The sequence below is a fragment of the Bradyrhizobium sp. Kon10 genome (assembly GCF_055807395.1).
In genome coordinates this window covers 39047-51117 of sequence record NZ_JBVVOZ010000001.1, presented here as the reverse complement: position 1 = coordinate 51117, position 12071 = coordinate 39047, and the positions used below count along the sequence as shown (strand labels likewise).

Sequence of the window (12071 nt, the reverse complement as noted above, 5' to 3'; positions counted from 1 at the left end):
GACTTGATCGGGCGATCCAGTACTCCGAGACGTCAGCGAGATACAGAGAAGCCGCGGCGTACTGGATTCCCCGCTTTCGCGGGGAATCCAGCGGTGAGTGGGTCAGCACTGTCGCGCTCCTCACGAGGTGCTAATGCTCGTGCCCGTGCTCAGGCAACATCACCCCGAACACCTTCACCAGATCGGCCACCTGCTCCGGCGACAGATACCGTGGGTTCACCCCCCGCAGCAGCAGATACAGCTTCGCGGTCTCCTCCAGCTCCTCGGTCGCGAACACGGCTGCTTCCAGCGTATCGCCGGCGACCACCGGGCCGTGATTGGCGAGCAGCACGGATGAGTATTTCCCCGCGAGTCCCTTGATGGCATCCGCGACAGCGGGATCGCCCGGGCGGTAGTAGGGCACGAGCGCGGTGGCGCCGCATTTCATCAGATAATAGGCTGTCATCGGCGGCAACGCGGCGCGCGGATCGATCTCGGGCAGCATCGAGAGCGCGACGGAATGGGTGGAATGCAGATGCACGATCGCCCGCGCGCTTCCGCGCGTGTCGTAAAGTGCGCTATGCAGCGGAACTTCCTTGGTCGGGGCATCGCCCGAGATCAGCCGGCCCTGATCGTCCAGCCGTGACAGCTTTGCCGGATCGAGGAAGCCGAGCGAGGCGTTGGTCGGCGTCACCAGCCAGCCGCCGCCGTCCAGCCTGACGCTGATATTGCCTGAGGAGCCCGGCGTCAGCCCGCGCTCGAACAGGGACCGTCCGAAGCGGCAGATATCCTCGCGAAGCCGTATCTCGCTCATGGCCGTCATGCCCGCTTGTCTCACGCTTTGGCAGCGCGGCCAAGCCGTGTTATTCGAGTGCCGAGCCGCCGCAAAGGGCGGCCGTCCAGGAAACGTTCGCAAGGGTCAATCGCATGTCCGCCTCCACGTTACAAAATCAGCGCATCGCTGTCATCGGGCTCGGCTCGATGGGCTTTGGCATGGCGACTTCGCTGAAGCGTGCGGGCCATGCCGTCACCGGCTGCGACGTGTCGGGCGATGCCGTGGCGCGCTTCGTGAACGATGGTGGCATGGGCGCCAAGACGCCGTCTGAGGCCGCCAAGGGCGCCGATGTCGTGGTCAGCGTCGTGGTCAATGCCGCGCAGACCGAGACCATCCTGTTCGGCAAGGACGGCGCAGCCGAGACCATGCCGAAGGACAGCGTCTTCATATCCTCCGCCACGATGGACCCGGATGTGGCGCGCCGCCTCGCAAAGCAGCTCGAGGAGACCGGCCGGCATTATCTCGATGCGCCGATTTCCGGCGGCGCGCAGCGCGCGGCGCAAGGCGAGCTGACGATCCTCGCCTCCGGCAGTCCCGCCGCGTTCGCAAAGGCGCGACCCGCGCTCGACGCCATGGCGGCGAAGCTCTACGAGCTGGGTGATGCCGCGGGGCAGGGCGCCGCCTTCAAGATGATCAATCAGCTGCTCGCCGGCGTGCACATCGCAGCGGCCTCGGAAGCCATCGCGTTCGCGGCCAAGCAGGGTCTCGACATCCGCAAGGTCTATGAGGTGATCACGGCGTCCGCCGGCAATTCCTGGATGTTCGAGAACCGTATGCCGCACGTGCTCGACGGCGACTACACGCCGCGTAGCGCAGTCGAAATCTTCGTCAAGGATCTCGGCATCATCCAGGACATGGCGCGCACCGCCAGATTTCCGGTGCCGGTCTCGGCTGCGGCCCTCCAGATGTTCCTGATGACGTCTGCCGCCGGCATGGGCCGCGACGACGACGCGTCGGTGGCGCGGATGTATGCGCAAGTCACCGGCGTCAAGCTGCCAGGCGACAAATAGAAGAGAGGATTTTCAATGCCCCGTTTCGCCGCCAACCTCTCGATGATGTTCACCGAGGTGCCGTTCCTCGACCGCTTCGATGCCGCAGCGAACGCCGGCTTCACCGCCGTCGAATTCCTGTTTCCTTACGAGCACCCGGTTGAGGCGGTCGGCGAGCGGCTGAAGCGCAACGGCCTGACGCAAGCGCTGTTCAACCTGCCGCCCGGCGACTGGAACGCGGGAGAGAAGGGATTGGCGGCGTTGCCGGCGCGCTTTGCCGACCTCAAGGCGAGCCTGGAGACAGCGCTGCCTTATGCCAAGGCCACCGGCGCCAAGCGCCTGCACCTGATGGCGGGCATTGCCAACCGCGGCGAGCGCGTCGCGATTGAGGCCTTCTACAAATCGGTGGCGTGGGCCGCCGAATTCTTCGCGCCGCACGGCATCGACATCGTGCTCGAGCCGATCAACGCCCGCAACGTCCCCGGCTACTTCCTCAACGATTTCGGCTTTGCGCGCGACCTGATCCAGGAGCTGAGGCTTCCGAATCTGAAGCTGCAGTTCGACATCTATCATTGCCAGATCATTCATGGCGACGTGACCATGCGGTTGCGCGAGATGATGCCGATCATCGGCCACGTCCAGATCGCCAGCATCCCGTCGCGCAACGAGCCCGACGGCGAGGAGCTGAACTATCCATTCCTGTTCGCCGAGCTCGACCGGCTCGGCTATGCCGGCTTCGTCGGATGCGAATACAATCCGCGCGGCAAGACCAATGATGGGCTCGCCTGGTTCAAGCCCTATGCAGGAGTGAAACCGTGACACTCGCATTGGGCTGCATTGCCGACGACTATACCGGCGCCTCCGATCTCGCCAACACGCTGACGCGCGCGGGCCTGCGTACCGTGCAGACTATCGGCGTTCCCGCGGATGATCTCGCGCTGCCCGAGGTCGACGCCGTCGTGGTGTCGCTCAAGAGCCGCTCGATCGAGGCGGGGCTTGCCGTGGCGCGCTCGCGGGCGGCGGAGAAATGGCTGCGCGGGCGCGGCGCGAGCCACGTGCTTTTCAAGATCTGCTCGACCTTCGATTCCACCGATGCCGGCAATATCGGCCCGGTGATGGACGCGTTGCGCGCCGATTGCGGCGAGGCCATCGTGCTGGTCACGCCGGCATTCCCGGAGACCGGCCGCACCGTCTACCAGGGCAATCTGTTCGTCGGCGCCGTGCCGCTGAACGAAAGCCCCTTGAAGGATCATCCGCTCAACCCGATGCACGACTCCAATCTGATGCGCGTGCTGGGGCGCCAGAGCAAGACGCAGATCGCTCTCGTCGATCTCGCGACGGTGACGCGCGGTGAGGAGGCCGTTCGAGCGCGTTTGGCCGAGCTCGCGGGCAAGGGTGTCGGTGCCGCGATCATCGACGCGGTCTTCGACCGCGACCTCGAGACCATCGGTCGGGTCGCCGTAGACCATCGGCTGTCGGTCGGTGCTTCCGGCATCGGCCTTGGACTGGCGCGCGCGCTGGCGTCGACCGGCAAGGTCCGGTCCACTGCGGCGAGCAGCGAGACGGGCGCTGCGGTCGGCGGGGCGGCGGCGTGCCTGGCCGGAAGCTGCTCGCAGGCCACGCTTCAGCAGATCGCGAACGCGGAACGTGTCATGCCGGTGCTCCATCTCGATGCGGAGCGTATAATTACGGGTGCGAACGAGGCCCAGCGCGCGCTGGACTGGGCGAGACCGTTGCTGGCCGAAGGTCCCGTTCTGATCGCGTCGGGCGCGACGCCGGATCAGGTTGCAGCGTTGCAGCTGCGTCACGGCCGCGACGCAGCCGGTCATGCCATCGAGCACGCCCTGGCTGATATCGCCGAGGGCCTGGTGCAGGCGGGCGTACGGCGATTGATCGTCGCGGGTGGCGAGACATCCGGTGCCGTTGTCGATCGCTTGAAGATTCCCGGATTTCTCGTTGGCGCGGAGATCGCCGCCGGCGTGCCGGTGCTGCGCGCTGTCGGTGCTGAAAAAGGCGGCATGTTGCTTGCCCTGAAATCCGGCAATTTCGGTGGAGCGCAGTTTTTTTCGGATGCGCTTGGGCTCATGCGCTGAGCGCAGAGCATTCTTATCCCCCTGTTCATCTCTTTCGGGTTCCTTACCCCTGAGGAGTCGGAGTTCACATCTGCTCAGATGCTCTGTTGTGTGATGTCGGCGCTGCTCCCCTTGGTTGATTCGTAAATTCCGGACGCGCAACTGCGCCCAGCAAAGAGACCCGATTATGTTCGCCTCCCTCTCCATCCGCGCCAAGATCATCAGTGTCGTGGCGTTCCTGCTGGTCGCGATGACCGGCATGGGCCTGCTCGCCGTCATGAAGATGCGGTCGATGAACGCCAATACGACGGAGATCACCAAAAATTGGATGCCGAGTGTCCGGGTTCTGGGCGAGATCCGGGCGGGTGTCATTACCTACCGCAATGTGGTTCGTCAGCACATGCTGTCCGAAACCCTCGAAGACAAGCTCGCCAACGAGAAGACTGCCGGCACCGTGATCGAGGCGCTCGCCAAGGCTCGCAAGAGCTACGAGCCGATGGTCACCTCCGCCGAGGAGCGGGCGCTGTACAACGAATGGGCCAAGCTCTGGGACCAGTACAAGCAGGGCACGGACGAGGTCTTTGCGCTGTCGCGCAAGGAGGCCGGCAAGGTCCCGCATGACGCGCAGGAGCTGAACACCAAGACGGTCAACAAGATCGGCCTTGCGTCGGATGAGGTCCTGACCAAGGACATCGATCTCAACACCAGAGGCGGCGATCAGGCCGCTCAGGACGCCGCCGACAGTTACTTCTACGCCTTCATGCTGGTTTTGGTCATCCTTGGTGCCGCCGTCGTCATCGGCATGGCCGTCAGCTTCTACGTGGTCCAGGCCGTCTCCAGCGGCATCGATTCGATCATCCAGCCGATGCAGGCGCTCGGACGGGGCGACCTGAGCGCCGAAGTCCTGCACCGCGGCGAGAAGACCGAGATTGGCGCGATGGCCGATGTGCTCCAGGTCTTCAAGGAGGCGCTGATCGCCAAGAAGGCGGCGGACGAAGCCGCCGCGCACGACGCCGAAGCCAAGATCGAACGCGGCCGCCGCGTCGACAACGTCACCCGCGAATTCGAGACGATGATCGGCGAGATCGTCCAGACCGTGTCGTCGGCCTCGACCCAGCTCGAATCCTCCGCCTCGACCCTGACCTCGACCGCCGATCGCTCGCAGCGGCTGGCGACCACGGTTGCCGCGGCCTCGGAAGAGGCCTCGACCAACGTGCAGTCGGTGGCCTCAGCCACCGAAGAGATGGCCTCCTCGGTCGGCGAGATCAGCCGTCAGGTGCAGGAATCGGCACGGATGGCGGGCGAGGCCGTCGGCCAGGCCCGCGCCACCACCGAACGGGTCAGCGAGTTGTCGAAGGCCGCCTCGCGCATCGGCGACGTCGTCGAACTGATCAACACCATCGCCGGCCAGACTAACCTGCTGGCGCTGAACGCAACCATCGAGGCGGCGCGCGCCGGTGAAGCCGGCCGCGGCTTCGCGGTGGTTGCCTCCGAAGTGAAGGCGCTTGCCGAACAGACGGCGAAGGCGACCGGCGAGATCGGCCAGCAGATCTCCGGGATCCAGGCGGCGACCAACGATTCGGTCGGCGCGATCAAGGAGATCTCTTCGACCATCGAGCGCCTGTCGGAAATCTCCTCGGCCATCGCGGCCGCGGTGGAAGAGCAGGGTGCAGCGACCCAGGAAATCGCACGCAACGTGCAGCAGGCGGCGCAGGGCACTCAGCAGGTGTCCTCCAACATCACCGACGTGCAGCGCGGTGCGACCGAGACCGGCACGGCGTCCTCGCAGGTGCTCTCGGCGGCGCAGATGCTGTCCAACGACAGCACGCGACTGAAGACCGAGGTCAGCAAGTTCCTGACCAACGTCCGCGCGGCGTAGGACGGCCGAAAACGCAAAAACCGCAACGAGCGGTGCTCTTGGGCACCGCTCGTTTGCGTTGGCGGCAGCCCCGTAATGTTGCGGGGGCGGCTGCATGGCTGCGATGCCACTTTCGCAGTGCGGTAGCAGGGAATTGAAGTCAGTTAAGCAGCTGGAGATTGGCGTTTCGGTCGCTGCTCCGGTAAACGGAAGGGGGATCCCCGCGGGGGCGGATTCCCTATCCTCGCTTGACCCGGTTACCTGACGAATGATTGCTCTGGTCCGTATTGCCCTGAGCCGGCCCTATACGTTTGTCGTGCTCGCGCTCCTGCTCCTGATCATCGGGCCGCTGGCGGCGCTGCGGACGCCGACCGACATTTTCCCGGACATCCGCATCCCCGTGATCGGCGTGGTTTGGCAGTATACTGGTCTGCCACCGGACCAGATGTCCGGCCGCATCACCACGCCGTTCCAGCGGGCGTTGACGACCACGGTCAACGACATCGAGCACATCACCGCCAATTCCTATAACGGCTTTGGCATCATCAAGATCTTCTTCCAGCCCAATGTCGACATCCGTACCGCCAACGCGCAGGTCACCGCGATCTCGCAGACGCTGATCAAGCAGATGCCGCCCGGCGCGACGCCGCCGCTGATCTTGAACTACTCTGCCTCCACCGTGCCGATCGTCCAGGTGGCGCTGTCGGGCGATGGCCTGACGGAGCAAAACCTCGCCGACATCGGCATCAACCAGCTCCGCACCCCGCTCGTCACCGTGCCGGGTGCTGCTATCCCGTATCCATTCGGCGGCAAGCAGCGTCAGATCCAGATCGACCTCGATCCGACCGCGCTCCAGGCCCGCGGGCTGTCCGGCCAGGACGTCGCCAATGCGCTTGCCGCGCAGAACCTGATCACGCCGGTCGGCACCCAGAAGATCGGCACCTTCGAGTACAGCATCCAGCTCAACAATTCGCCGCTCAAGATCGACGAGCTCGGTGATCTGCCGATCAAGACCGTCAACGGCGCGATGGTCTATGTGCGCGACGTCGCGACCGTGCGCGACGGCAATCCGCCGCAGACCAACATCGTCCATGTCGACGGCAACCGCTCGGTGCTGATGATGGTGCTGAAGGCGGGCGCGACCTCGACCCTCGATATCATCGCTGGCATCAAGCAGAAGGTGATCGACGTCAAGGACCAGCTCCCGGATGCGTTGAAGATCGGCTTCATCGGCGACCAGTCGGTGTTCGTGCGCGGCGCGATCGAGGGTGTCGCGTTCGAGGGCGTGATCGCCGCGCTGCTCACCAGCGTCATGATCCTGCTGTTCCTCGGCAGCTGGCGCTCGACCGTCATCATCGCGGTCTCGATCCCGCTTTCCGTGCTCGGCGCCATCATCATGCTGTCGGCGATCGGCGAGACGCTGAACATCATGACGCTCGGCGGCCTCGCGCTTGCCGTCGGCATTCTCGTCGATGACGCCACCGTCACCATCGAGAACATCAATTACCATCTGGAGCAGGGCAAACCGGTCGAGCAATCGATCCTCGACGGCGCCAACCAGATCGTGACGCCGGCTTTCGTCTCGCTGTTGTGTATCTGCATCGTGTTCGTGCCGATGTTCTTCCTCACCGGCGTCGCGCGCTTCCTGTTCGTGCCGATGGCCGAAGCCGTGATGTTCGCGATGATCTGGTCGTTCCTGCTGTCGCGCACGCTGGTGCCGACCATGGCCAATTATCTGTTGCAGCCGCATCTGCACCACGAGGGCGCGCCGCCGAAGTCGCGCAATCCTTTGGTCTGGTTCCAGCGCGGCTTCGAAGCACGCTTCGAACGCATTCGCGGCGGTTACCACAATTTTCTCGGGCTGGCGCTGGCGCACCGCGCGGTGTTCGTGATCGGCTTTCTCTGCGTGGTCGGCGCGTCCTTCGCGCTGGTGCCGTATCTCGGCCGCAACTTCTTTCCCGCGGTCGATGCCGGCAACATCCTGATGCATGTCCGCACCCAGGTCGGCACCCGCGTCGAGGAGACCGCGAACCAGCTCGCCGACGTGCAGAAGGCGATCCGCAAGCTGATCCCCGGCGAGATCGACACGCTGACCGACAACATCGGCATGCCGATCTCCGGCATCAATATGACTTACAACAACACCGGCGTGATCGGCCCCCAGGACGGCGACATCCAGATCAAGCTCAGGGAAGGCCACAAGCCGACCGAGGAGCACGTGCGGGTTCTGCGTGAGCAGTTGCCGCGGCTGTTTCCGGGCGTCAGCTTCGCCTTCCTGCCGGCCGACATCGTCAGCCAGATCCTGAATTTTGGTGCGCCGGCGCCGATCGACCTGCAAATCCGTGGCGCCAATGCGGAAGCCAACTTTGCTTACGCCAACAAGCTGCTCGCGAAGGTCCGGCGCATTCGAGGCGTCGCCGACGCGCGCATCCAGCAGTCGCCGAACAATCCGACCTTCAACATCGATGTCGACCGTACCCGTGCGCAATATGTCGGCCTGACCGAGCGCGACGTCACCAACAGTCTCGTGGTGAATCTCGCGGGCTCCTCGCAGGTGGCGCCGACCTACTACCTCAATCCGGACAATGGCGTGTCCTACTCGATCGTGATGCAGACGCCGCAATACCAGATCGACTCGCTCAGCGCGCTCCAGACTCTGCCGATCACGGCAGCCGGCAATCCGCAGTCACCGATCCTTGGCGGTATCGCCGACATCAAGCGTTCGAGATCGAGCGCCGTGGTGTCGCAATACGACATCCAGACGCTGGTGCAGATTTTCGCGACGACACAGGGCCGCGATCTCGGTGCGGTCGCAACCGAGATCCGCCAGGTAATCGCAGACAGCGCCAAGAAGGTGCCGAAGGGATCTTCGGTGGTGCTGCTCGGCCAGGTGCAGACCATGAACAGCGCCTTCACTGGCCTGCTGTTCGGCCTGCTGGGCGCCGTCGTGCTGATCTACTTTCTGATCGTCGTGAACTTCCAGTCCTGGTCCGATCCGTTCGTGATCATCACGGCGCTGCCGGCCGCGCTCGCCGGCATCGTCTGGATGCTGTTCACGACCCAGACCACGCTGTCGGTGCCGGCGCTCACCGGCGCCATCATGTGCATGGGGGTCGCCACCGCCAACAGCGTGCTCGTAATCTCGTTCGCCCGCGAGCGCTACGAGGAGCTCGGCGATCCCGTCGCCGCGGCGCTTGAAGCTGGCTTCGTCCGGTTCCGTCCCGTGCTGATGACAGCGCTCGCCATGATCATCGGCATGGCGCCGATGGCCCTGGGCCTCGGCGAAGGCGGCGAGCAGAACGCGCCGCTTGGCCGGGCCGTGATCGGCGGCCTGATCTTTGCGACTTTCGCCACGCTGATGTTTGTTCCCGTCGTGTTCAGCATGGTACACAAGAAGGTAGGCGCCAAAGCCGCCGCCCCAACGGAGACCGCGCATGTCGCCCAGTGAATCCCGCCCGCCGATGTCGCGACGGAAACTGAGCATTTTCGGCGTGGTGGCGCTCATTGCGGCAGGCCTCGTGGTCGGCACCGGCATCCGTGCTCGCGAGGAGCAGGGCTCCAAGCTGAAGGAATGGACCGACGACCAGGCCGTTCCGAGCGTCGCGGTGACCCTGCCGAAGGCCAAGGCTCTCAATTCCACCATCGACCTGCCGGGTCGGCTCGAGGCTTATTACCGCGCCCCCATCTTCGCGCGCGTCTCCGGCTACCTCAAAAGGTGGAGCGTCGACATCGGCGCCCGCGTCAAGGCCGGCCAGGTGATTGCCGAGATCGAGGCGCCCGATCTCGACCAGCAACTCTTGCAGGCCCGCGCCGATCTCGCCAGCCAGCAGGCCAGCGCAAGGCTGTCGGAGGCAACGCTGAACCGCCGCAAGACGCTGGTCGCCTCCAACTTCGTCTCGGCGCAGGAGATCGACGAGCGCACCGCCGATCTCTCCAACAAGAACGCCGCCGTGCATTCGGGGCAGGCCAACGTCGAGCGGCTGGAGGCGCTGGCCGGTTACAAGAAGATCACCGTGCCGTTCGACGGCGTCGTCACCGCGCGCGACACCGACGTCGGCGCGTTGATCAACGCCGGCGGCGGCTCGGGCCCGGCGATGTTCGTGGTCTCCGACATCACCAAGCTGCGCGTCTACGTCAACGTTCCCCAGAACTACGTGCCGGCGATCAAGATCGGCGCCAAGGCCACGATGGTGATGCCGGAATATCCGAACCGCACCTTCCAGGCGACGGTGGAAGCCTCGTCCCAGGCGGTCGACGTCGCCTCCGGCACCACGCGCATGCAGCTCGGGCTGGACAATTCCAGCGGCGAGTTGATGCCCGGCGGCTATGCCAGCGTGAAGCTCAATTTGCAGCGCGACACCGCGCCGCTGAGCATTCCCGCGAGCGCCCTGATCTTCAACGGCAGCGGCCTGCGCGTCGCGACCGTCGGCGCGGACGACAAGGTGCAGTTCAAAACCGTGACCATCGCGCGCGATCTCGGTAAGGAGATCGAGCTTGCCTCGGGGATTACGGCTGACGACCGCGTCGTTACCGCCCCGCCTGACGGCCTCTCCGCTGGGGACCAGGTCCGTGTGGTCGGCGCCGGTGCCAAGCCGGCAACGGCGTCGGAGAAGCAGGCGCCGAAGGGCTAGGTTTTCTTCACCTCGCCCCGCTTGCGGGGAGAGGTCGATCGCGAAGCGATCGGGTGAGGGGGCTCTCCGCGAGTCCCACTCCTACGGTATTTGAGGAGGCAGCCCCTCACCCCAACCCTCTCCCCGTAAGAACGGCGAGAGGGGGATCAAGCCACTCGCCACTCGGGTACGGCGTCGTCGGCCATCATGATCTCGCCGAGCGAGCCCACCGGCGTTCGCTCCATGTTCAGCAGATGCCCCAGCGTTGCCGTATCGCTCGCCGGGATCCGCGCCAGCGTGCGGCGGTCATCCGCGGTGTGCAGCATGACCACGCCGTGCTCGACATCGCCGCTGCGGCCATAGAGCACCGTGAAGCTCTCCACCTTGCCCTTGCCACTTGCGTCCGTGACGAACTCCGGCACCGCGCGCTTGTTGCTATCGGCCTGCGCCTGCACGCTCGTCTCCTGCGCCAGCGCCTCGCGCGGCGGCAGCTTCGATAGCACCAGCGCGTGATGCTTGGTGACGAAGCCGCCCTGGCCGTAGAGCAGGCCGAGCTTTGCCCCCTCGCGAAGCCTGCGCACCATCGCGCAAGCCGCATGCGTCATATAGGTGTTGAGCGGCGCGCCGAAGAAGGTGAGCCCACCGGTCACCGTCGGCTGCACCTCGGCGCCGAAACCCAGCGTCCGCCGCGCCATCTTGGGCACGCAGGGGAAGCAGCTATAGAGCTCGATCGCGTCGAATTTGTTGCCGTCGCCGCCGGCCAGGTCCATCACGGCTTTCAGCACCGCGTTCTGCGGATGGCTTTCGTAAAACTGGTCGCGCAGCAAATAGTCGCGTGGCTCCTCTGCCGCGGCGCCTCCGAGCGGATAGACCAGCTTGTCTTCCGCAATGCCGGCTGCGCGCGCCCTGGCAAGGCTAGTGAGCAACAGCGCGCCGCCCATGTTGACCATGGGGTTGGCCACCATCAGCTTGGTATAGGGCCACGCGATCAAGCGATTGTCGGCGGTCGCCGTCGTGATCTCGTCGGGCGCAAAGCGCCGTTGCAGCCAGGCATTGGGATTTTGCGCCGCGGCCTCGGAGTAGCGCGACCACAGCGTCCCCGATTCCGCCATGGCCTCGCGCGGGGTCTGCCCCCAATGCGCCGAGGATGCGGCTTCGTAGAACGGATAGACGGTGACGGGCCGGAACACCCCAAGCTTCACAGCCAGCGGTTTCTGGAATGCCGCGCCGCGCTTCGGCTCCTCGACGTCATGAGCGAACGGCGTCCATGGCAGCTTTGCCCCGGCGCGCTCCGCCTTGGTCGCGGTCGATTGGGCCTCCGCGCCGCACACCGCGGCCACGCTGCATTCGCCGCGCGCGATGCGCTGCGCCGCCTCGTGGATGTAGCGGATCGGGCTCTCGCCGCCGACCGGGCCGTAATAACAATATGAAGGCGCGACGCCGAGACGCTGCGCCAACAGCTTCTCGGGGTCGCGATAGCGCCAGCTCAGGAAGTTGACGACGTCGAGCGACTGAACCTCGTCGAGCAGCTTTACCCCGGCATCGGCTTCGGCGCGCCGCAATGCTCGTTCGAGCAGATCGAGCGGCTCGAGGCCTGCGGTGATTTCCTTGGGGCGGTCGACGATCTCGCCGATGCCGACGATGACGGGAATGCGGTGTTCGGGGATAGTGGTCTTGTCGCTCATGGCCTCAATTCACGTTGTTTCGTCATTGCGAGCGTAGCGAAGC

8 protein-coding genes are annotated in these 12071 nt (G+C 65.1%); 6 read left to right on the top strand and 2 right to left on the bottom strand.

Annotation, left to right across the window (positions count from 1 at the left end; genetic code table 11):
• Window positions 1-130: 130 nt before the first annotated feature.
• Entirely contained in the window at window positions 131-793 is a 663-nt protein-coding gene (otnC, locus tag AC0L2O_RS00220; protein ID WP_473368652.1) for a 3-oxo-tetronate 4-phosphate decarboxylase, read from the bottom strand.
• Between otnC and ltnD the strand changes: the two genes are divergently transcribed.
• The 6 genes from ltnD to AC0L2O_RS00190 all read left to right on the top strand — a co-directional run bounded on the left by ltnD (window position 712) and on the right by AC0L2O_RS00190 (window position 10364).
• Window positions 712-1824 carry an L-threonate dehydrogenase gene (gene ltnD, locus AC0L2O_RS00215; protein ID WP_473368651.1) on the top strand — a complete coding sequence of 371 codons (1113 nt, stop codon included), beginning with the start codon at window positions 712-714 and terminating at the stop codon, window positions 1822-1824. The two genes, otnC and ltnD, sit on opposite strands and share 82 nt — an antisense overlap.
• Before the next feature lie 15 nt (window positions 1825-1839).
• On the top strand, window positions 1840-2622 hold the full coding sequence (otnI, locus tag AC0L2O_RS00210) for a 2-oxo-tetronate isomerase (RefSeq protein WP_473368271.1): 783 nt from the start codon (window positions 1840-1842) through the stop codon (window positions 2620-2622).
• Window positions 2619-3896: a 3-oxo-tetronate kinase gene (gene otnK, locus AC0L2O_RS00205; protein WP_473368270.1), complete on the top strand. Its 1278-nt coding sequence runs from the start codon at window positions 2619-2621 to the stop codon at window positions 3894-3896. The genes otnI and otnK overlap by 4 nt, the downstream gene beginning before the upstream one ends.
• A gap of 166 nt (window positions 3897-4062) precedes the next feature.
• Window positions 4063-5754, top strand: a complete 1692-nt coding sequence (locus AC0L2O_RS00200) for a methyl-accepting chemotaxis protein (RefSeq protein ID WP_473368269.1) — start codon at window positions 4063-4065, stop codon at window positions 5752-5754.
• A 247-nt stretch (window positions 5755-6001) separates the two neighbouring features.
• Window positions 6002-9181 (top strand): efflux RND transporter permease subunit, encoded by a 3180-nt coding sequence (locus AC0L2O_RS00195; RefSeq protein ID WP_473368268.1) that lies wholly within the window; start codon window positions 6002-6004, stop codon window positions 9179-9181.
• Window positions 9168-10364 carry an efflux RND transporter periplasmic adaptor subunit gene (locus AC0L2O_RS00190; protein WP_473368267.1) on the top strand — a complete coding sequence of 399 codons (1197 nt, stop codon included), beginning with the start codon at window positions 9168-9170 and terminating at the stop codon, window positions 10362-10364. Before AC0L2O_RS00195 ends, AC0L2O_RS00190 begins: the two co-directional genes overlap by 14 nt.
• A 146-nt stretch (window positions 10365-10510) precedes the next feature.
• Here AC0L2O_RS00190 and AC0L2O_RS00185 read toward each other — a convergent pair whose 3' ends face one another.
• Entirely contained in the window at window positions 10511-12028 is a 1518-nt protein-coding gene (locus tag AC0L2O_RS00185; RefSeq protein WP_473368266.1) for an acetyl-CoA acetyltransferase, read from the bottom strand.
• Window positions 12029-12071: the final 43 nt, after the last annotated feature.

Excerpts from the sequence above, each read along its gene's own strand:
- otnC (WP_473368652.1), bottom strand. The coding sequence starts at position 793 with ATGAGCGAGATACGGCTTCGCGAGGATATCTGCCGCTTCGGACGGTCC.
- otnI (WP_473368271.1), top strand. The coding sequence starts at position 1,840 with ATGCCCCGTTTCGCCGCCAACCTCTCGATGATGTTCACCGAGGTGCCG.
- AC0L2O_RS00200 (WP_473368269.1), top strand. The coding sequence starts at position 4,063 with ATGTTCGCCTCCCTCTCCATCCGCGCCAAGATCATCAGTGTCGTGGCG.
- AC0L2O_RS00195 (WP_473368268.1), top strand. The coding sequence starts at position 6,002 with ATGATTGCTCTGGTCCGTATTGCCCTGAGCCGGCCCTATACGTTTGTC.
- AC0L2O_RS00190 (WP_473368267.1), top strand. The coding sequence starts at position 9,168 with ATGTCGCCCAGTGAATCCCGCCCGCCGATGTCGCGACGGAAACTGAGC.
- AC0L2O_RS00185 (WP_473368266.1), bottom strand. The coding sequence starts at position 12,028 with ATGAGCGACAAGACCACTATCCCCGAACACCGCATTCCCGTCATCGTC.